Genomic DNA, 20,367 nt, shown 5'->3' on the forward strand with positions numbered 1-20,367 from the left:
CTGGGCGAGATGGCGTGCACCCTGGTCGATGGTCGGATCGTCGAGATCCTGTCCGTGAGCGCCCCGGAGCGCCTCGCATCCATGGGCCTCCCGGACCCGGCAAGGCAGGCCCGGGCTCGCCCGACCGCCGCCGCCCGCCGGCCCGGTCTCCAGACCTCTGCGCTTCGGGCCATCCGCGGGCGATACGGCTACAGCGCGTCCACCGCACTCACCTTCCAGCCCGCGGACGTACGCGTCAGCGTCATTCGCACCCGGTTCAGGTCGACGCGCGGCCCCGTAACTTGCGTGCTCGTGGTCACCTGATTGACGAAAAGCAGGACCACGGCCTTGTCCGGCGAGGCCGACACCACGGAGGCGACCGGTGCGCCACCGCCCGGCGGCTTCACCACCGTCGCCTTGACCACCCCGTGGTACTTGACGGCGGTCGGCGCCACCACCCGTGTGGTGGTCCTGCCGTATTCGTCACGGAACTTCCCGGTCAGGTGGCCGCGCGCCGCCGCGAAGTCCTTGTCGAGCCGCCGGTAGTCGTACGACAGCACCACGGGCGCCGCCTTCTGCGCCGCGACGAGCGCCTCCAACCGCGCGCCGTCCGCCTGTCGTCCCTCCTCGTACTCCCACCCCAGCACGGCGGCCGCGGCCGGCATCGCTGCCACCAGCACGGCCAGTACGGCCGGCACTGCGCGGAACCGGCCACGTATCCGACTCTGCGCAGAGGCGACCACCGGATCGTCGGCATGCAGCACCGGCCCGGCCTGTTGATCTTCCGCCTTCCGGCCCTGGCTCGCGTCGTCGGGTGCTTCCGGAGACGCCTCGTCCCGAGCCGGCGGATGCGTCCTGTCCACTGTCTTCGGACGCATCTCGTCCGCACTGCGGGTTGCGACCCGTTCCGTCCGCCGGGCCGCCGCTCGGGCGGCGGCGGCCATCGAGCGGCGGCCGGGGGTTGCGGCGCCGGGGCCTCGTCCAGTCGGGTTCGCCACGGTGTTGCTCCTCACTGCCTTGCTCCTCACTGCAGGTGGTACGGGTGTGTCCTCCGGCACCTGGTCAGCCGACGAACTCGACATCGGACGTCAGCCAGCGGCCGTGCTCGAGTACGAGATCGAGCTGGAGCCGATAGGTGCGGGCCTGACCCCCGGGGGCGGCGGAATTGGTCACCTTGCTGTCGGCGACGACCAGGACGCGTGCGGTGCGCTCGTCGGAACGCGCGATGCCTGCTTCGAGCACCTGCCCCTGCGACACCGACTTGTTGGCCGCGACCAGCTTCGTCAGCTCGGCGGTCTGCGCGGAGAACTGCTCCTTGAAGGCACCGGTGGCGCCCTTCAGCACGTTCTCGCTGTCCTGCTCGTAGTGCCGGTAGTCGAGCGAGGTGAAGTTGAGTGCGGACTGGCGGGCGGCGGCCAAAATGTCCTGGCGCCGCTGCGCCTCCGCGCGCTGCTCGTACACCTGGACGCAGAGCCAGCCGCTCAGCGCCGTGGTCACGACCGTCGCCACGGCGAGCGTCGCCGCCACGGTCCTGCCACGCCGGGCCGAGGCCGCCGCCGTGGTGCCGAGCAGGCGGAGCGAGCGGGTCAGGCGCGCGAGGATGCCCGCGTTCATGCCATAGGTCCGACGAGCAGCCATTGCCACGAGTCCTTTCCGAGCACACTCTGTTCGCCACCCGTCGAGCCGATCTCGACGGGCGTTCCGTCCGGACCGGCGGCGATGCCGGTCTCCGGGTCGTAGGGGGCCACATACGCGGCCCGCCCGGTCCCCGTCGAAGTCGAGGCACCGGGCACGTTCTGCGCGCCACGGACCGAGGTGGCGCTGCCGCGCGGGGCCGTGCAGCGCGCGCCGGTGTCGGCGGGGCGCTCGCTGGTGTCCGCGGGGTCACGCCGCTGGGTGCCGTATCCCTGACGGCACGGCGCCGGCTCGTCGGCCCCGGCGACCAGGCCGAAGTGGGTGGTGCCGTCGCTCGGGACGACCGTGGGACTGCCCGCGACGACGACCGGAAAGGTCACCAGGGCCTGTTCCACGCCGGGCAGCCGCGCCACGGTGATCTGGCCGCCGCTGATCAGATTTCCCAGCAGCACGGGCAGAGCGGTCTCGTTCGCCTTGAGCAGCGAGTTCAGCTCCTGTGCGGCCGGCGCGGTCGAGCCGATCAGCCTGCGCAGGTCCCCGTCACTGGACTTCAACTCGGTGGTCAGGGCCGCCAGGTCGTGCGAGAACGACCTGATCGCCGACCCCTTGTCGACCTGTGTCTTGAGGACCGTGCGCGAGTCCTCGATCAGCGAGACGGTCTGCGGCAGCGACGCGGACGCCGACTCCACCAGGTTGTTGCCCGAGTCCACAAGACGGCTCAGATGCGGGCCGGTTCCGGCGAAAGCCTTGCCGAGCTCGTCGACCGTGATCCGCAGATCTTCCTTGCCCACGGAGTTGACCAGCCGGTCCAGGCTCAGCACGACATCCGTGATGGGCAGCGGCACCCGGGTGTCACCGCGGGCGATCACGCTCCCGTCCCTCAGATACGGGCCGTCGCTGTCCCGCGGCTGCAGATCGACGTACTGCTCGCCGACCGCCGAACGGTTCGCCACCACCGCCAGTGTGTTGGCCGGTATGCGCGCCCCGTCCTCGATCTCCAGCGCCACCGACACCCCACGGGAGCCGGACAGCCGCAGCTCACCGACGCGGCCCACTGGCACCCCGCGGTAGGTGACCTCCGCTCCCGGGAAGACGCCACCGGACGCGGTGAACTCGGCGCGCACGGTGTAACCGCGGTCGAGGAGTGCATCCGCCAGGCCGGTGTACCGGGCGCCCACGTACGACACCCCGACGGCCGTGACCGTGGCGAAGGCGAGCAACTGGGCCTTGACCGTACGAGTGATCACAGTTGCATCCCCTTCAGCATGAGCTCGGCAAGGGAGAGCGACACCCCGGGCGGAAGGCGGTCTGCGTCCCTGCCTCCGTAGGTGGCGTAACTGCCGGTGCACACCGGCGGACACAGCGGATCGGAATCGACCGGTGGCCCGGACGGTGTGCCGGGCTTCTTGGGCACGTCCGGAGCCTTCGGCAGCGCGGTAGGCAGCGGTACGCCGGGTGCACCCGGCGACTCCGGCAGCTCCGGTAGGTCTGGTAGCTCCGGCAGCTCTGGCTTGTCCGGTGCGCCCGGCTTCTTGGGCTCTTCGGCGAGATTGCCGTAGACGCTCGCCAGATCCAGATCGGCGGTGATCTTGAGATTGACGTAGTCGCCCTTGATGGCGCCCGTCACATTGCGCGGGAACGGATACGTCGTCAGAAGCTCCAGGGAGTTGGGCAGGTCGCTGCCTGCCTTGTTCAACTGCTGCAGGATCGGCCGCAGACTGCGCAGATTGGCGGTCAGGTCGGCCCGCGAGGCATTGACCACCTTGGTGCCGGCCGTGCCGAGCTTCGACAGAGACGTGAGCATCGCGGTCAGCTTGCGGCGCTGGCTTGCCAGCACCTTCAGTGCGCCCGGCATGGTGTCGACCGCCGTGGCGATGGTCCTCTTCTCCCGCGCCAGCCGTGTGGCCAGCCGGTCGATTCCTTCGAGCGCGCGGACGATCTCCTTGCGCTGCCCATCAAGACCGCCCAGAAAGGTGTCCAGCTCGGTCAGCAGGGACTTCACCCGGTTCTCCCGGCCCTCCAGGGCCTTGTTCAACTCCGTGGTGACCGTCTTCAGCTGAGCCACCCCACCGCCGTTGAGTAGCGCTGACAGCGCGGAGAGCACCTCCTCGATCTCCGGGTTTCGCCCGCTGCGGGACAGCGGGATCCGGTCACCGTCGCGGAGCCTGCCCACGGGTGCCCTCTCCGCCGGGGCGGACAGGGCCACGTACTTCTCGCCGAGCATGCTGGTCTGGCGCAGCTCGGCAATCGCGTTACCCGGCAGCTTCACCGCGCCGTCGACCCGGAGCCGCACACGGGCATGCCAGTCGACCAGTTCCACCTTCTCGACCGAGCCCACCGTGACGTTGTTGACCTTCACGGCCGACTGCGGCACCAGATCGAGGACGTCCCGGAACTCGACGGTGACCCGGTAGGCGTTGCCGTTGTCGGCCGCGCCACCGGGCAGCCCCACGTCGTACAGGCCGTTGAACTCGCAGCCGGTGAGCACCACCGAGCCCACTGCCGTCCACAGGGCCGCCGCCCTGCCACCGCGCCTCACTCTGCTGATCGTCATGCCCCGGCCTCCAGGATTCCGCCAAGCGTCCGGTCGACCGGCCCGGTGCCCGACACCGGTACGGCACTGGGCAGTTGGGGCAGCGTGTCGAAGAGCTCCTGGAGCTCCTTGCAGTCCGGGTTCTTGCCGCCGGCGTCCCCTGTGGTCCTCAGCAGCGAGCAGAGCAGCGCGGCCGGATCCTGGGGCTGGTCCACGTTGTTACGGGTGTCGAGGGTGCCGGACGAGGGGTTGTAGGCGTTCTGCAGGTTGGAGAGCCCGGCCGGCGCGACCTCCAGCAGCTCCGCCAGGGCGGCACGCTGGGTGACCAGCACCTTGGTGACCTTGCTGAGCCCCTTCACATCCGCCGTCAGCGCCTTCTTGTTGCTGCGTACGAACGCGGCCACATCGCCCAGCGCCACCCCCAGATGCCGCAGCGCCGCCGCCAGGTCCTTTCGTTCCCCGGCGAGCTGGTCGGCCACGTCGGAGAGGCTGTCGTTGAACGACCGCACGTTCTTGTCGTCGGCGGCCAGCGCCGCGGTGAACACCTGCAGATTCCGTACGGTGCCGAACAGGTCCTTTCGGCCGTCGGAGAGGGTGGTGACCGCCAGTGACAGGCCCTCGACCGTCTGGTTGAGCTGTGCGCCCTGGCCGTCGAGGTTGTCCGCGCTCACCCCGAGCAACCGGGACAGCGAACCGTCCTCGTTGGCGCCTTTCGGGCCGAACGCCGCGGCTGTCGTGTGCAGGCTGTCGAAGATTCGGTCCAGCTCGACCGGCACAGCCGTGCGGCTCTCCGGGATGAACGCGCCGTCCTCCATCACGGGACCGCCACGGTAGACGGGCAGCAGCTGTACGTAACGGTCGCTGACGACCGAGGAGTTGATGATCGCGGCCTGCGCGTTCGCGGGAATCCTGCGCCCGGGCTCGTACTCAAGCTCCACCCGCACGTGGCCGCCTTCCGGCGTGATCTTCCCGACCTCACCGACGCGGACGCCGAGGACGCGTACGTCCGAGCCGGGGTGGAGGCCGACGGTGCGCGGGAAGTACGCGGTGACATGGACAGGGGTTGAGCGCGGCCACAGGACGACTGCCGCCGTGCCCGCAACGAGCGCGAACGCGACGACCAGGGCCAGCCGCCGGGCAAGACGTCCCCTCGGTGTGAGAGGCGGTATGAAACGGGTCCTCATCGCGAGCCTCCCGTCCGCGGAACCGCCGGAGCGGCGACCACGTTCTGGATATAGCTGTCGAACCACCGCCCGTTGCCGAGGGTGTTGGTGAACACCCGCACGTAGGGCGCGAGCAACTTGATGCTTCGGTCGAGGCTCGCCTGGTTGCGTTCGAGCATGGTGACCACCGAGTTGAGCCCTTTGAGCGCCGGGCCGATCTGCTTACGGTTCTCCTCGACCAGGCCGGAGAGCTGGATGCCGACCGCGGCCGAGCTCTTGAGCAGCGAGTGGATCGCCGCCCGCCGCCTGGCGATCTCCTTGAAGAGCTTGTCGCCGTCCCTGACCAGTACGACGAACTCCTCGGAGCGGTTCTTCAGCACACCGGTGACCCCATGGGCGTGATCGAGGAGTTGCCGCAGCGACTGATCGCGGGAGGCGACCGTCCGGGAGATCTTCGACAGGCCCTTGATGGACGCCCGTACCTCGGTCGGCGAATCCTCGAAGGTGGCGGAGATGGTGTCGAGAGCCTTCGCCAGCCGAGCTGTGTCGACCTTCTCCGTGGTGGTTGTCAGATCACTGAACGCTGCCACGACGTCGTACACGGGAACCGTCCGGTTCAGCGGAATCTCGCTGCCGGGCCGCAGCTGCCCGGTGCCCTTCGGCTGCAGTGCGAGGTACTTCGCGCCCAGGATCGTCTTGACCCTGATGGCAGCCCCGGTCCGGGTGCCGAACTCGGGCTGTCCCTTGACCCGGAAGGTGACTTTGACATGGTCACCGTCCAGGTCGACCTCGTCGACCTTGCCCACCTTGACCCCGGCGATCCGCACCTCGTCGCCGGGCTTGAGGCCGCCCGCCTCGGCGAAGGCCGCACTGTACGTCTCGCCGTCGCCGATCAACGGCAGGCTGTCGGCGTTGAACGCGGCCAAGGCCAGCAGCACGAGCGTGGTGATGCCCACGGCTCCGATCACCACAGGATTCTTCTCGCGGAACGTAATCATGAGCACCTCGCCCGGGCCACATGGAGCTCGGGGGTGAGGACCTCCCTGGTCTTCGGCAGCACGATCCGGCCGTCGAAGTCACAGAGGTAGAAGTTGAACCAGGAGCCGTACGAGGCGGTCCCTGTCAGCTTGTTGAGCTTGCTCGGCAGCCGCTTCAGCACGCCCTCCACGGTCTTCTCGTTCGCGTTCAGCGTTCCGGTGAGGTCTCGCAGCCCGGCGATGTCGTCGCGCAGCGGAGGCCGAGCATCCTGGAGGAGGCCCGAGGTGGCCTCGGTCAGCCCGTCGATGCCCGCCAGTGACGCGCCGATCGGCTTACGGTCGGCGGAGAGGCCGGAGATCAGCCGTTGCAGCTGCTTGAGGAGGCCGGAGAAGCGGGCATCGCGCTTGTCCAGAGTCCCCAGCACCGTGTTGAGGTTGTCGATCACGGAGCCGATCAGTTCGTCGCGATCGGCGATAGTCGTGGTGAGCGACGCGGTGTGCGCGAGCAGGCTGTTGACGGTCCCTCCTTCGCCCTGCAGGGTCTTGATGATTTCGGTGGCGAGCTGGTTGACGTCTTCCGGGCTCAGCGCCGCGAACAAGGGCTTGAACCCGCCGAGCAGGGCGTTGAGATCGAGCGCGGGCTTCGTCCTGGCGAGCGGGATCACGCCGCCCGGCTTGAGGCGCGTACCGTCGCCCGCGCCCTCGGTCAGGGCGACATAGCGCGACCCCACCAGACTCCGGTAGCGGATGACCGCGCCGGTGCTGCTCAGCAGCGGCCGGTCACGTGAGACGGTGAACGTCACCTCGGCCAGCGTGCGGTCCTTGATCGCGATGTCCTGGACCTCGCCGACGCGAACTCCGGCCACCCTGATGTCGTCGCCCTCCTCCAGGCTGGTGACATCGCTGAACACCGCCCGGTAGGTGTCCTCGGGAGTGAAGGAGATATTGACGATGGTCGCCGCGAGCAGCGCGGTCGCCAGCACCGTCACCACCGCGAACACACTGAATTTGACCAGCGGCGCCATGGCATCGGTGGCACGTGCTCTCCTCATGCGACGCTCACCGCCGTTCCGCGGGCCATCGGGCCGAACAGCAGCGTCGCGACCGCGGGCACCCGGTCGGCCGGCACCCCGAGGACGGGGGCCACGAGCGAGCCGACGGCCTCCTGCTCGGCCGCGGTGGCGGACACGCCGGCTCGGCCGGGCGGTCCGCCCGCGCCTGTCCGCGACGTACCGTCGTCGAGATGGACATCGGGTGCGGGGACATGGGGGTTGGGCAGGCCCCTGCAGTCGGGTCCTGAGCGCTCTGCATAGCGCGGTTCCTCACCGGGTCGGTACGCGGGCCGTGGGCGGACGAATTCGAGCGTGATGTGCATCTCTCCGCCCCTGAACGCCTCTTCGGACGCCGCCTCCTGCTTCACCAGGCCGTCGAGGAGGCAGGGGTATTCGGGTGCGTAGCGGGCGAACAGCGCCAGTGTGGGCCGGGAGACACGGCCGAGCGTGATGAGCCGGTCGCCGTTGCCGTCGAAGAACTTCTCCGCGGTGCCGGCGACCGTGGTGGTCGTCTTCAGAGCCTCGGCCAACCGGTCCTGCTGCTCGACGACTGTGCGGCTGGTGGTGACGGAGTTGCGCAGGACCCGCATCAGATCGGGTGCGGCGTCGCCGTACACCTCCGCCACATCGGCGAAGCGCGCGATGTCCTCCTTGATGGACGGCATATGGGGGTTGAGGTTGTGCAAGTAGCCTTCGACGCGGGTCAGATTGGCGCCGATGCGATCCCCGCGCCCTTCCAGAGCGGAGGCGAACGCGGACAGGGTGGCGTTGAGCTCCGCGGGCCGTACGGTGCGCAACAGCGGCAGCAGGTCGTTCATCAGCTGCTGCAGCTCGATGCCGACCGTCGTGCGGTCCTGGGTGATGACATCGCCGGCGCGGATGTGCCGGGCGCCCGACCCGCGCGGCGGCACCAGGTCGACGAACTTCTCGCCGAACAGCGTCTTGGGCAGCAGTCGGGCGTGCACATCGGCCGGGATACGCGAGACGTGCTCCGGCTCGAGCGCGATGGTGAGAGTCGCCTTCTCACCGTCGGCCCGCACCGCGCGCACCTCGCCGACCAGCAGCCCGCGCAGTTTGACGTCGGCCCGCGGGTCCAGCTGGTTGCCCAGCGTGTCGGCCTCCAGCGTGATGCGTACGACCGAGGTGAACACCTGTTGGTAGACGGCCACGGACAGCGACAGCAACAGCGCCATCACCACGAGGAAGGCGACGCCGTACAGCCTCAGCCGGGTGCCTCGTGCCACGGTCGGTCCTGGAATGCGCATCGCTCGTTACCCCGCAATCCGTACGGTCGTATTGGCGCCCCAGATCGCCAGGCTGAGGAAGAAGTCGAGTACGTTGATGGCGACGATGGAGGTGCGCACCGCACGGCCGACCGCGACGCCGACGCCGGCCGGGCCACCGCTCGTGTAGTAGCCGTAGTAGCAGTGCACAAGGATGATCACGACGGCGAATACGATCACCTTGCCGAAGGACCAGAACACGTCGACCGGCGGCAGATACTGCTGGAAGTAGTGGTCGTAGGTGCCGGTGGACTGTCCGTAGTAGCCGGTGGTGATGGTGCGTGCGGCGAAATACGAGGACAGCAGCCCGATCACATAGAGCGGGATCACGGCGACGAAGCCGGCGATCATCCGGGTGGTCACCAGGTACGGCAGCGAGGGAACACCCATCACCTCGAGCGCGTCCGTCTCCTCGCTGATCCGCATCGCGCCGAGTTGGGCGGTGAACCCGGCGCCGACCGTCGCGGACAGGGCGAGACCCGCCACCAGCGGTGCGATCTCACGGGTGTTGAAGTACGCCGAGAGGAACGCCACGAAGTTCGAAGTGCCCAGCTGGTTCAGCGCCGCGTACCCCTGCAGGCCGACCTCGGTGCCGGTGAAGAAGGACAGGAAGGCGATGACACCGACGGTTCCGCCGACGACGGCCAGCGCGCCGCGGCCGAAGCTCACCTCCGCGAGCAGCCGCAGGATCTCCTTCTTGTAGCGGCGCAGGGTCCGTCCGGTCCAGGTCAGTGAGCGCCCGTAGAAGGCCAGTTGGGTGCCCAGCTCCTCGAGCCATTGCGTGAGTCCCATCCTCATCCCTTCTGCGGCACGATCTGGAAGTAGGCGGCGGTCATCACGAAGTTGGTGACGAACAGCAGCATGAAAGTGATCACCACAGACTGATTCACGGCGTCGCCCACGCCCTTCGGGCCGCCCTTGGCGGTAAGTCCCTTGTACGAGGCGACGATCGCGGCGATGGCGCCGAAGACCAGGGCCTTCAGCTCGGCCGCCCACAGGTCCGACAGCTGGGCGAGGGTGGTGAACGACGCGAGATAGGCGCCGGGCGTGCCGTTCTGCAGGATCACGTTGAAGAAGTAGCCGCCGGCCACGCCGACGACCGAGACCAGGCCGTTGAGCAGGACCGCCACCACCATCGAGGCCAGTACGCGCGGTACGACCAGGCGGTGGACAGGGTCGATGCCCAGTACCTCCATGGCGTCGATCTCCTCGCGGATCTTCCGCGCCCCGAGGTCCGCGCAGATCGCGGTACCTCCCGCCCCGGCGATCAGCAGCGCCGTCACGATCGGCGAGGCCTCGCGCAGCACGGCCAGGACGGACGCAGCTCCGGCGAAGGACTGCGCGCCCAGCTGCCGGGTCAGACTGCCGATCTGCAGGGCGATCACGGCGCCGAAGGGAATGGACACCAGCGCGGTCGGCAGGACCGTCACACTGGCGATGAACCACGCCTGCTGGATGAACTCCCTTGCCTGGAAGGGGCGTCTGGGCATCGTCCGCAGGACGTCCAGACCCAGCGCGAAGAGGTTGCCCGAGTGCCTCAGCGCTCCGGTGGGCGACAGGCTCATATGCCCGCCCCCCTTCCGCGCACTGCGGCCCTCACCTGTCGCAGCGCCTCCCGCTCGGCGATCGCCTCCCAGCGCGGCGGGCGGGTGATCCCTGCGGTTGGCAGAAGACGTGGAGTCAGCTCGGGCAGGCCCCGCGGCACGGGATCGGCGTCATCGCCGAGCTGCGCCAGCTCCTGTTCGACCTGGGCCGCGTCCTTCTCCTCGGCCATGCCGATCGGCCCCTGCATCCGGCCGTTGAGGAATTGCCGTACCACCGGCTCCTCGCTGGTCAGCAGCTTCTCCCGGGGGCCGAACATCACCAGCTCGCGCCGGAACAGCAGCCCGATGTTGTCCGGGACCTGCCGCGCCGACGCGATGTCGTGGGTGACGATCAGAAAAGTCGCGTCGATCTGCGCGTTGAGGTCGACGATCAGCTGGTTGAGATAGGCCACCCGGACCGGGTCGAGCCCCGAGTCCGGCTCGTCGAAGAGGATGATCTCCGGATCGAGAACCAGGGCCCTGGCCAGTCCGGCCCGTTTGCGCATACCGCCGGATATCTCGCCGGGCAGCTTCTCCTCGGCACCGATCAGGCCGACCATGTCCATCTTCTCGAGCACGATCCCTCTGATCGCGCTCTCCGGCTTGCGGGTGTGCTCCCGCAGCGGGAAGGCGATGTTGTCGTAGAGGTTCATGGACCCGAACAGCGCGCCGTCCTGGAACAGCACGCCGAACAGCTTCCGCACCTCGTACAGGTCGTGTTCGCGCAGGGCGGTGATGTCCGTACCCGCGATCCGGATCGACCCGCGTTCGGGCTTGAGCAGCCCGACGAGCGTCTTGAGGAACACCGACTTGCCGGTGCCCGAAGGACCGAGCATCACCGAGACCTCGCCGGCGGGCAGCGTCAGCGAAACGTCCTGCCAGATGACCTGGTGACCGAAGGACTTGGTCAGCCCTTCCACGCAGATCTCGACACCCATCCGGTTCACCCTTCAGCCGTGTAGCAGCTCCGACATCTGCTCTACGAGGAAGGGCGGCCCGTCCGTCGCTGCGGACCGAAGATTTTTTCCGGACGGTTCCCGAAGGTTCCTACGGGTGGGGGATCGGCGACGCCGCGTCCGTCGCGTCGGCCGGTAGGGCCACCGTGGGCAGTGAGGTCGACGGCAACGGTGCCGACGGCAGGTCGGTCAGACCGGGTACCGGAACCTCCGGCACGGCCGGCACCTCCGGGACGGCCGGAGTGCTCAGCGGCAGAGCCGGCAGCGCAACCCGGGGCAATGGCGTGAGCAAGGGACCACCGGAACGCCGCCCGGCGTCCGCAGCGCCCCGCGCCGGCCCGGTGGGAGTGGATGCGGTCGGCGGTGCCGTACGGGTGAGGGCCGGCTCCCGCGCATCCGCGGCCTGTGAGACCCCGGGGGACGCCGGACGCGACGAACCGGGCCCGTCACCGTCATGAACGTACGGGAGGAGAATCAGGCCCGCGAACGCCAGCGTCGCCGCTGTAGAGGCCACCGCCACTGCGTGGGCGTTCCCGCCCCGTGGGCGGCCGTGCCCGACCAGCCACAGGGCGAGGCCCAGCGTGGCCGCCAGCGAATGGCGCAGCGTCCGGCGGGCCCGAGCCAGCAGGGACTCGACGGTGCGGTAACTCAGCCCCATCTTCACGGCGACCTGGCCGACGTCCAGATCCTCGGACTTCAGCCACAGGGCCTCGGCCTGGCGGGCGGGCAGTTCATCGCTGTGGCGGGCGAGCCACCTCGCCTCGGCGCGGTCGCAGACAGCCTCCTCGACCGGCACCGGGACCGGCGAGAGAAGCCGCGGGTTGCTGCGCACCTCGCTCTCCCGGTTGACCTGCCGGTAGCGGTCCACGCACAGCCGCATCGTCACCGTCGTCAGCCACGCGCCCAGCCGCTCGTCGTCCAGTTCCGGGTGCTCCACTGCGCGCAGCATCGCCTCGTGTACGGCGTCCTCGGCGTCCTCCGGACTCATGGATCTGCGCCGGGCCACCTTGAGCAGTTGCTCGCGGTGGCTCCACGCGCGCTGCCACCGGTCGTCGGCCGCGTTTGTGTCCGTCGCCATGAGGGCCCCTTCGCGCTCACCCGGCCGAGCATGGTTCGGCCCGGCGCGGGGAGATTACCGCCCGGTATCCGGGCTTGTGGAGGGGGCGGCTCGCATCGTTCTGGTTCCGTTGCTGGTCAGCCCACCGACGCCCGGCAGCTCGGCGATGGGGCTCGGGAGCGCGGGCAGCGGCAATGCGGGCTCCGCGCCGCCGCCAACGCTCTTCGAAGGCGAGGGTGAAGAGGAAGGTGGGGGCGAGGAGTTGGGCGTTTCGGACGCACCCGCCGGGTGACCTGGAGCCGTGGAGGACGCAGTCGCCCGCGGCTTCTTCGTCGCCTTCGGCCCGGGACGGACGGCCGGTCCAGAACCCTGGTCCGCGACGACCCGGTGGCCGTCGAGGTAGTACGCGAACCATGCCTTGACCGTGCGCAGATACGCACTGGAGCGGTTGTAGCCGAGGATCGCGCGGTCCAGGTCCGCCGCCCGGGAGAGATCGCGCCCGCCCGCGCACAGATAGCGCCCCGCCGCGAGCGCCGCGTCGTAGATGTTGCCCGGATCGCTGCGCCCGTCGCCGTTGCCGTCGGCGCCCCAGATGCCCCAGGTCGACGGAATGAACTGCATCGGCCCCACGGCACGGTCGTACGCGACGTCCCCGTCGTACGCCCCGCCGTCGCTGTCCCTGATGACCGCGAACCCATTGCCGTCAAGGCGTGGGCCGAGGATCGGTACGAGCGTCGTGCCGTCCGCTCGCACCAGGCCGCCACGTGCCTGCCCGGACTCGACCTGCCCGATCGCGGCGAGCAGTTGCCGGCGCAGCCGGCAGCCCGGCCTGCTGTCCGCGAGCTCCCCCTCGGCCTGCCGGTAGGCGGCCAGGAGGATGGCCGGCAGCGCACCTCCGACCTGTACGCCTGAGCCGCCGCTGCTCCCGGTGCCGCCCGCTGCTCCGCGCGACCGCAGGGGTGGGAGCTCGGTGCGGTACAGGGTGTCGCCCGAGACGCTCGGCCCCGACGGGCCCGGGTGAACCGTTGCCGGGGCAGGGGCGTGAGCCGCCGTCCCCGGCGCCTGCGAGGCGGTCAGTGCTGCCATGGCAGCCGTGACGACCGCAGCCGCCCGGGCACCTCTGCGCTTGACCCCTGTCATGATGCGGCCCCCTCCCGGGGCCGCTGTCGTACGGCCCGTTCACCTGCTCTACGCGGCAGCGGCGCGGGTCCGTCGGTGCGTGTCATGCCTTTTCTCCGGAGCCTCTCCAGGCCGGGAGGGCTGACAGCGGCGGCGGAGGGCGCGGCTCCGTAGCAGTCGCCGCGAGCCATGGCCCCGGGCGGCACCGGGCCACGATCCGGAAGTGTGCGTCCGATCGGGCGACCTTGCCGCGGTCGAGAGCGCTCGGGCCGGTACCCACCGACCGCTCAGGGGCGTCGGGCGCGGGTGGTGCCGGACGATGCGGCAGCTCGGCTTCGGAACACGACATCTGCGCGGGTGTGTCTGTCGAGGTAAAGCCGACGCCACTGAACGGCCAGGCGGCCGAACAGCGGTGGCGGCGCGGAGGGACGTTCGTAGGCTTGTTGGTGTCAGTCAACGGGCCTCCCGTTCGGGGGCCCAGTCCCTTGTGCTCTCGAAGGAGAGACGCCATGACCGAATCCTCCGCCCCTGGGGGCTCACGGCGTTCAGAGACCGATTCCGCCGGCTTCACGGCGTCGCCGCAGCTCGCCCGAGCCCTGCAGCAGATCGTGGTGGACCTGGTGGAACTGCAACTCCAGGGGAAGCAGGCCCACTGGAACGTGGTCGGCCACAACTTCCGGGACCTCCACCTGCAACTGGATGAGATCGTCGACGACGCGCGGGAGGCCGCCGACACCATCGCCGAACGCATGCGGGCCCTCGCGACGTTCCCGGACGGCCGTTCCGACAGCGTGGCAGCGGCCACCACCCTCCCCGCGTTCCCGGAGGGCGAGCAGAATGTGAGCACCGTCGTCGACCTCGTCACGGCACGCCTGCGCGCCACCGTCGATACGCTGCGCACCCTGCACGACCGGGTCGACAGCGAGGATCCCGCCACGGCCGACCTGCTGCACGCGATCATCGACTCGCTGGAAAAGCACGCCTGGATGGTCAGCGCGGAGAATCGATCCGTCTGACAGCGTCTCCCTGGAGCTGCCCGGAGAAAGGCCCCTGCGTGTTGCAGGAGGCTGAGCGTGCGGTGGAGCCGGGAGAGTTCGCGATCGAGACGGGCCCGTCCTCGGACCGGACCCGTGGCACCCGGCTCACCGTGACCGCCCCGACGAGCGGCAGGGAGGCGAAGAACTGAGCCAGGACGCTCAATTCCGCCCCCCTTCCCCGGAAGGGGGGCGGAATTGCGCCCGGTCGCGGTCAGTCACTGACAGTTGCTCAGACCGGGCGGCAGAAGCAGCTAACCAGATCACCCGGTTCCGAACAAAACGCCGATCGGCCAGACGGGTGTACGGCCCGTAAGTGCGGTGCAGCGACGGGTATTTGGAGACACCCTGAAGCCATGGTGACACCCCGCTGGACCATTCAGCCCCCCACACCTTCCGGAGGCAGACTTGTAACGATGCACGTCAACGGTTGCGAACGGCGGTTGGGGACCGCGCACAGCGATCACGACCTTGTCGTGCTTCTGTCCGCCGCCGGACTGGCTGACCCGGAGCGGGTTCTCGACGATCCCAGCGTGATCGAATGGCAGGGCGCCCGCGCACACGTGTACCAGGCAGGCTGACCGAGCGGCACGACAGACGACCCCTGCCCGGCCTGTCATGGGGATGTTGTCACCGGGGCCGCCCCGGTAGGTTGGGGATCTTCGGGCAGCACAATCTCCCGGAGTCCTCGAAGGCGAAACGCCATGATGAACCTCGACCGGCCCCGCGCACGACTTCGTCTCGACGCAGCGCTGGACGGCCTGGCCTCCACTTTCCGCGGGATGATCGCCCGCCCCGACGAGCACAACTGTGAGTGCCACTGGGGCAGCGCTGAAGATCTCGCGCAGCTCAAGGTGGCGGACACGGAGCTGGACCCCGACCTCCTGCGGCGCACATGGCAGGCCATCGACTGGAGCGATCACTCATCCGTGCTGCGCCGGATCCTGCCCCAGTTCGCCACGGCCCTCGCCGGCGGTCTCATCGAGTCCCACTTCCGCATGGAGGAGGCCGGGCGATCTTTCGCTCGCGGCCACTGGCAGCAGTGGCCTCCGGAGCAAGCTGCGGCAGTCAATGAATTCCTGCAGGCATGGTGGGTGCACACGCTCACCGATCCGGATCCCGGCGTACCCGCGTACGAGGTCCTCGTACTGTGCGCTGAGGCATCGAGCACCCTGAGCCCGTGGCTCCGCACCTGGGAAGTACTGGCTGCCCCCGTGGCCGACCAACACCTGGCCGTAGCGGTGGGACATTGGGGGGACGACCTGCTCGGTGACCGACTTCCCTGGCACGCGTGGGAGGACGAGGAAGAGATGCGCGTCGAGCTGACTGGCTGGCTTGTCCACCACGCACCGGCCCGGCTCCGTGGCCTGGGCGTATCCGAGGAACTGCTGCACCGGGTGCGGCTGCTGGGGGTCACCGGTCTTGATCGCTGGGAGGACCCGCATTGGCCCGGCCACCGCTACTGATACACCGGATCACTCGCTCCTTGTGTGCGTAGCGAGGCGCGTACGCTCGGGCAGGCCGTGTCGCAATATCAGCGGCAGAGCCGGTCAACAGGAGTCCGGGGTATCGACGGACTCCGGACGTCTGGCGGGAATGCCTCGCCGTCACACGCCCATCGCGCCATCGATGCGCTCGCGGAGCAGATCGGCGTGTCCGTTGTGCCGGGCGTATTCCTCGACCATGTGGATGAGCACCCAGCGCAGCGACACCACCCCGCGCCACTCGTCCTCGCCCACAATGTCCAGGTGGGGCGCGTCGGTCACGAAGGCGTCGGCGAACGCCACCTCGGCGCGCCATGTCTCCCAGGCCTTGGCCACAACGGCGGGATCGGACACCGCGCCGTCGAAGTCGCCGTCGGGCTCGGCCGACGAGGAGAAGCGCGGTGGTGCGTCCTGGCCGGCGAGGACCTGACGGAACCATCGACGTTCCACGTCGGCCAGATGCCGGACGAGGCCGAGCAGAGAGAGAGTGGAGGGCTCGACGGAGCGCCGGGACAGTTCCGCGTCCAGACCGGCGCACTTCAGTTCCAGCGTGGCGCGCTGAGCCATGAGGAATCCGACGAGCATGCCGCGTTCTTCGCCGGTCGAGGGAGCACCGAGCCGGGGGTCGTCGTCGGGTCCGACGAACATGGCGGCTCTTCTCTGTCGGCTGGTCGTACTCATGCTGTCTCTCCTTCAAGGCTTGTGGGCACTGCCCGAGTGATCAACGGCCCGAACCGGTCCAGTTGAGCCGTCGGCACCGGCGTCTGCTTCGGGATACAGGATCTGACTGATTGTGACCGGTCATCCTGATTGGAAGGTGGCGATCGGGTCACACGGATGCAATGACGTCCACTGACGCAAGGAAGGCCGGCAAGCAACGCGGGAGTTCCGAACGCCCCGAATTGTCCGGGAAGTCGGGAGAGCGTGAACCCCGCCCCGACCGCCCCCGGTGGTGGGTGAAAGCGGTCGTGCTCGGCGCGGCCGCACTCGCTCTGCTGCTCGTGGGCACTCGCCTCAGCGTGCTTCCCGGCATCGGTGACCTCTTCGGCGAAAAGACACAGGACCGCTCGGGACCAGCCGTGCTGAAGTCGATTCAGGACATGAGTTCGTACGAGGCGGCCTCCGGCAACTTCCAGGTCGTGGTGGATCTGGAGAAGGACGCGAAGTTCCTGCCGGATGCCATCCGCGGCACCCGCACCCTGTATGTCGGTGCCGGCACCGTCGGTGCGTCCGTCGACCTAGGGAAGGTGGCGAGTGACGGTGTGGTGATCAACAAGGAGCGCACCACGGCCGAGATCCGGCTGCCGCATGCCGTACTGGGCAAGCCGGCACTCGACCCGGACCGCTCCTACGCCGTCTCCAAGCAACGCGGGTTCCTCGATCGAATCGGCGACTTCTTCTCGGACAACCCCAGTAGTGAGCAGGCGGTCAACAAGCTCGCCGCCCGGCACATCGGCGAGGCTGCCAAGGACAGCGGCTTGACCGGCCGCGCCGAGAAGAACACCACGAACATGCTCAAGGGCCTGCTCGGCTCGCTGGGGTTCGACCGGGTCACCGTGCACTACGGACCGGCATCCCAGTAGTTCAGCGGCATCGCACCCACGTTGCGCCCGGTGCGGTCGGGCGCACCGAGAACGCAACGAGCTCCGAGCCGCCGTCGGCCGTGCCGCCGGTGCCTGCGGCATCGGGGCATCCGGCACACGACCCCGGAGAAGACCGACAGCCGGGCCGTCCGCCTGCGCAATGGCTCACGCGGCGGACGGCCCCGGCTTCGACGACGATCCTTACGTCCTAGCCGATGAGGGTCTCCTTCGGGCGGACTACGCAGAACTCGTTCCCCTCCGGATCGGCCAGCACGGTCCACGACTCGCTGCCGCTCTGTCCGACGTCCGCCCTGCGGGCGCCGAGTGCGAGGATGCGCTCGATCTCGGCCTCCCGGTCCTCCGCGGCGGACGTCAGATCGAGGTGCAGACGGTTCTTGACCAGCTTACGGTCCGTAACAGGCATGAAGCAGATGCCCACCGGCGCGGTCTCGTCCGGCCCGATCACGACCTCCCGCTCCCGCTCGGACAGGATCCGCCAACCCAGCACCTCAGCCCAGAACCGGGCCAGAGCGGGCAGGTCGTGGGCGTCGATGACAATGTGATGCAGCGAGACAGGCATGTCGGCCAGTGTGCCCGGCGATCGCCCGGGCAGACCCTAGTACTTGCTGATCTCCCAGAAGCGGAAGACGGTCGAGGCGTCCAGGGTCCACTCCAGGCCGGAGATGTTGTCGTGCGCCACCGCGTACTGCTTGCCCTGCCACAGCGGCAGGATCGGCAGGTCCCGGGCCACGTCGTCCTGGAGCTCGCCGAAGTCCTTCTCGGTGGAACCCCGCTCGGCCTGGGCGGCGGTGTCGGGGATGATCCGGCGAGTGATGTCGTCGTTCACGTAGCGGTTCTGCAGGACGTTGTCCTTGCCGAAGAACGGCTGGGTGAAGTTGTCCGGGTCGGGGTAGTCCGGGACCCAGCCCTTCACATAGACGCCGAGCTCGCCTGCCGCGATCCGCTTCTCGTACTGGTCGATGGGCAGGGACTTGACCTCCGCGTCGAACAGTCCGCTCGCGTTGAGCTGCTTGGCGATCGCCCGGAACGCGTCATCGGTGGCGGGGCCGTAGCGGCTCGGTGTGGACCACAGCGTGAGCTTCACCTTGTCGGTGATGCCCGCGGTACGCAGTGCTTCTTCGGCCTTGGCCGGCTGCGGGCTGCCGCCGTACATGTCGAAGTACGCGGTGTTGTGGGCCGTGATGCCGGCGGGGACGATCGAGTACAGCGGGGTGGCCGTGGAGTGGTAGACCTCGCTGACGAGAGCGTCACGATTCACCAGGTACGCGATGGCCTTGCGTACGGGGAGCTGTCCGACCACCGGATCCTTCATGTTGAAGACCAGGTGCTGTACCTCGGCGCTGGTGCCTTCGACGACGTCGATGCCCTTGTCGGCCGCGGCGGCGGAATCCTCCAGGTGGGAGATGTCCCGCGCGGTCAGACCGCGGTAGGCGACATCGATGTCTCCCTTCTGCAGCGCGGACGCCAGCTTCTTCTGGTCGCCCCGGAAGAAGTCGAGGGTGACGCCCGAATTCTTCACCCGTGCTGTGCCCTGGTAGCCGGAGTTGACCGTGAAGACGGCCTTCGACTTGTCGAGGGACTTGAGCTTGTAGGGCCCCGACCCGACGGCCTTGCCGTCCTTGCGCAGGCTGTTCGCCGGGTACTCGCTGTGGTCCACGATGGAACCGGCGCCCGAGGCGATCTTGCTGGGGAAGGTGGCGTCAGGAACCTTGAGCTGGAAGACGACCGTTCGCGCGTCCGGAGTGCTGATCTTCGCGATCGTGGAGAGCAGCGGCGCGGGGCCGGCGGGGTCATCGATCCTGATCGCTCGCTCGAAGGAGTACTTGACGTCCTCGGAGGTGAGGCTGTGGCCGTTGCTGAAGGTCAGACCGTCACGGAGCGTACACCGGTAGGTCCTGTTGCCGTCCTCGAACGAGCAGGACTTAGCCGCTTCCGGCTGGGGGGTCGTAGTCCCTCGGGGAAAGCTGAGCAGGGACTGGAAGACATTGTTGAACAGCAGCCAGGACCCCGGGTCGTAGCCCGAGGCCGGGTCCGCGGCCAGGACGTCGTCCGACATGCCCACCACGATCGAGTTGCCGGGCTCGGCTGCGCCTCCTTCGGTCTGAAGGCTGCAGCTGCTCAGCAGGGCCGCCGCGAGACCGGCCCCGACAGGAGCGCTTGTCCACCGCTTGCGTATGTTCACAGAACTGCCTCGTGTTTTCTGTCGGCCGCGCGGGGTGTCCCACGCGGCCGGGATTGATCAGGAACCATCGGTTGCGGACCTGGTGGGTCCGTTCGGGGATGGTGCAGCCGCTGCCCCACCGCCTGAGCCAGGTCCGGATGGACCGGGAGCTGTAGCCTTTGCCGCCCAAGACACGGTCAGGCCGGACCCGTGGCCGTCCGGGGCATCCGAATCTCCTCCATCACAGCGGTGCACCGGGGCAGTCGTTGCTGTTCCCAGCCTCCGTCCGCGGTCCCCCTCCGGACGCGGGGCGGCTCCGCGCATCCGGACCGGGGAAGCGAGCGTTTTCACCCTGATCATAATGGCGGGCGGCAGCTCCTCTTTGCGCCCCCAGCAGTTGGTGGTGTACGAAGGGGGTTTTTGTCCACGTGCTCCGTCAGTCCGTCGTGACCACCGGTAGCGATCGCCGGAACGCTCCGAGAACACGAAGCGTCCGGGAGGTTGCAGGACGCGATGCGGGACGATCGCGCTTCGCCCCAAAACCCCTGATATCGCCACATTTCAAGGACAGTTGGGATCTCCTGGCGGGATTATGGCTAGGTTTCCCCGGCTGGGGCACCTGTGCGCTGCTGAAGTCGCCGGCTGCACCTGCCGGAGCTGATCGATGAGGCCGCGGACGACGGGCATCAGGAGTTCCGGCCGCTGGTAGACGTCAGTCCTCAGGAACGGCGGGAGGTGATCACACTG

Annotated in this window: 21 protein-coding genes; 5 read left to right on the forward strand and 16 right to left on the reverse strand. The window is 68.7% G+C overall.

Annotated features, from left to right (window positions below; translation table 11 throughout):
* Nucleotides 1-188 precede the first annotated feature (188 nt).
* The 13 genes from OHA88_RS08885 to OHA88_RS08945 form a co-directional block, all read right to left on the reverse strand.
* Nucleotides 189-977 (reverse strand): hypothetical protein, encoded by a 789-nt coding sequence (locus OHA88_RS08885; protein WP_328625000.1) that lies wholly within the window; start codon nucleotides 975-977, stop codon nucleotides 189-191.
* Nucleotides 978-1,041: 64 nt separating this feature from the next.
* Nucleotides 1,042-1,623, reverse strand: a complete 582-nt coding sequence (locus tag OHA88_RS08890) for a hypothetical protein (protein ID WP_443044200.1) — start codon at nucleotides 1,621-1,623, stop codon at nucleotides 1,042-1,044.
* The gene (locus OHA88_RS08895) at nucleotides 1,590-2,861 is read right to left on the reverse strand and encodes an MlaD family protein (RefSeq protein ID WP_328625002.1); all 1,272 of its coding nucleotides are present in this window, start codon (nucleotides 2,859-2,861) and stop codon (nucleotides 1,590-1,592) included. The genes OHA88_RS08890 and OHA88_RS08895 overlap by 34 nt, the downstream gene beginning before the upstream one ends.
* Nucleotides 2,858-4,168, reverse strand: coding sequence for an MCE family protein (locus tag OHA88_RS08900; RefSeq protein ID WP_328625003.1), 1,311 nt, complete (start codon nucleotides 4,166-4,168; stop codon nucleotides 2,858-2,860). The genes OHA88_RS08895 and OHA88_RS08900 overlap by 4 nt, the downstream gene beginning before the upstream one ends.
* A complete protein-coding gene (locus OHA88_RS08905; protein WP_328625004.1) occupies nucleotides 4,165-5,331 on the reverse strand; it encodes an MCE family protein in 1,167 nt (388 codons plus the stop codon). The genes OHA88_RS08900 and OHA88_RS08905 overlap by 4 nt, the downstream gene beginning before the upstream one ends.
* Nucleotides 5,328-6,308: an MCE family protein gene (locus OHA88_RS08910; RefSeq protein ID WP_328625005.1), complete on the reverse strand. Its 981-nt coding sequence runs from the start codon at nucleotides 6,306-6,308 to the stop codon at nucleotides 5,328-5,330. Before OHA88_RS08910 ends, OHA88_RS08905 begins: the two co-directional genes overlap by 4 nt.
* Nucleotides 6,305-7,339, reverse strand: coding sequence for an MCE family protein (locus tag OHA88_RS08915; RefSeq protein ID WP_328625006.1), 1,035 nt, complete (start codon nucleotides 7,337-7,339; stop codon nucleotides 6,305-6,307). The genes OHA88_RS08910 and OHA88_RS08915 overlap by 4 nt, the downstream gene beginning before the upstream one ends.
* Complete coding sequence (locus OHA88_RS08920; RefSeq protein ID WP_443044358.1) at nucleotides 7,336-8,532, reverse strand: MCE family protein; 1,197 nt, start codon at nucleotides 8,530-8,532, stop codon at nucleotides 7,336-7,338. Before OHA88_RS08920 ends, OHA88_RS08915 begins: the two co-directional genes overlap by 4 nt.
* Before the next feature lie 78 nt (nucleotides 8,533-8,610).
* On the reverse strand, nucleotides 8,611-9,414 hold the full coding sequence (locus OHA88_RS08925) for an MlaE family ABC transporter permease (RefSeq protein ID WP_328625008.1): 804 nt from the start codon (nucleotides 9,412-9,414) through the stop codon (nucleotides 8,611-8,613).
* Nucleotides 9,415-9,416: 2 nt separating this feature from the next.
* Nucleotides 9,417-10,187 (reverse strand): MlaE family ABC transporter permease, encoded by a 771-nt coding sequence (locus OHA88_RS08930; protein WP_328625009.1) that lies wholly within the window; start codon nucleotides 10,185-10,187, stop codon nucleotides 9,417-9,419.
* Nucleotides 10,184-11,143, reverse strand: coding sequence for an ABC transporter ATP-binding protein (locus tag OHA88_RS08935; RefSeq protein WP_328625010.1), 960 nt, complete (start codon nucleotides 11,141-11,143; stop codon nucleotides 10,184-10,186). The genes OHA88_RS08930 and OHA88_RS08935 overlap by 4 nt, the downstream gene beginning before the upstream one ends.
* Nucleotides 11,144-11,252: 109 nt before the next feature.
* Nucleotides 11,253-12,239 carry an RNA polymerase sigma factor gene (locus OHA88_RS08940; RefSeq protein ID WP_328625011.1) on the reverse strand — a complete coding sequence of 329 codons (987 nt, stop codon included), beginning with the start codon at nucleotides 12,237-12,239 and terminating at the stop codon, nucleotides 11,253-11,255.
* A gap of 54 nt (nucleotides 12,240-12,293) precedes the next feature.
* Nucleotides 12,294-13,358 carry a lytic transglycosylase domain-containing protein gene (locus OHA88_RS08945; RefSeq protein ID WP_328625012.1) on the reverse strand — a complete coding sequence of 355 codons (1,065 nt, stop codon included), beginning with the start codon at nucleotides 13,356-13,358 and terminating at the stop codon, nucleotides 12,294-12,296.
* Between the two features lie 488 nt (nucleotides 13,359-13,846).
* Here OHA88_RS08945 and OHA88_RS08950 point away from each other — a divergent pair, with 488 nt between their 5' ends.
* The 4 genes from OHA88_RS08950 (at nucleotide 13,847) to OHA88_RS08965 (ending at nucleotide 15,837) form a co-directional block, all read left to right on the forward strand.
* Nucleotides 13,847-14,353, forward strand: a complete 507-nt coding sequence (locus tag OHA88_RS08950) for a Dps family protein (RefSeq protein WP_328625013.1) — start codon at nucleotides 13,847-13,849, stop codon at nucleotides 14,351-14,353.
* Nucleotides 14,354-14,391: 38 nt separating this feature from the next.
* On the forward strand, nucleotides 14,392-14,523 hold the full coding sequence (locus OHA88_RS08955) for a hypothetical protein (RefSeq protein WP_328625014.1): 132 nt from the start codon (nucleotides 14,392-14,394) through the stop codon (nucleotides 14,521-14,523).
* A 264-nt stretch (nucleotides 14,524-14,787) separates the two neighbouring features.
* Nucleotides 14,788-14,952: a hypothetical protein gene (locus OHA88_RS08960; RefSeq protein WP_326625343.1), complete on the forward strand. Its 165-nt coding sequence runs from the start codon at nucleotides 14,788-14,790 to the stop codon at nucleotides 14,950-14,952.
* Between the two features lie 126 nt (nucleotides 14,953-15,078).
* On the forward strand, nucleotides 15,079-15,837 hold the full coding sequence (locus OHA88_RS08965) for a hypothetical protein (RefSeq protein WP_443044359.1): 759 nt from the start codon (nucleotides 15,079-15,081) through the stop codon (nucleotides 15,835-15,837).
* A gap of 141 nt (nucleotides 15,838-15,978) precedes the next feature.
* Here OHA88_RS08965 and OHA88_RS08970 read toward each other — a convergent pair whose 3' ends face one another.
* Complete coding sequence (locus OHA88_RS08970) at nucleotides 15,979-16,536, reverse strand: DinB family protein (protein ID WP_328625016.1); 558 nt, start codon at nucleotides 16,534-16,536, stop codon at nucleotides 15,979-15,981.
* Between the two features lie 161 nt (nucleotides 16,537-16,697).
* On the opposite strand from OHA88_RS08970, the gene OHA88_RS08975 reads away from it, so the two are divergent.
* Nucleotides 16,698-17,438 carry a DUF4230 domain-containing protein gene (locus OHA88_RS08975; RefSeq protein ID WP_328625017.1) on the forward strand — a complete coding sequence of 247 codons (741 nt, stop codon included), beginning with the start codon at nucleotides 16,698-16,700 and terminating at the stop codon, nucleotides 17,436-17,438.
* 208 nt (nucleotides 17,439-17,646) lie between these two features.
* Here OHA88_RS08975 and OHA88_RS08985 read toward each other — a convergent pair whose 3' ends face one another.
* Complete coding sequence (locus OHA88_RS08985; RefSeq protein WP_328625018.1) at nucleotides 17,647-18,018, reverse strand: VOC family protein; 372 nt, start codon at nucleotides 18,016-18,018, stop codon at nucleotides 17,647-17,649.
* 36 nt (nucleotides 18,019-18,054) lie between these two features.
* The gene (locus OHA88_RS08990) at nucleotides 18,055-19,641 is read right to left on the reverse strand and encodes an ABC transporter substrate-binding protein (protein ID WP_328625019.1); all 1,587 of its coding nucleotides are present in this window, start codon (nucleotides 19,639-19,641) and stop codon (nucleotides 18,055-18,057) included.
* Nucleotides 19,642-20,367: the final 726 nt, after the last annotated feature.

Origin of the sequence: Streptomyces sp. NBC_00353, assembly GCF_036108815.1 — a bacterium.
Taxonomy (GTDB): Bacteria; Actinomycetota; Actinomycetes; order Streptomycetales; family Streptomycetaceae; genus Streptomyces.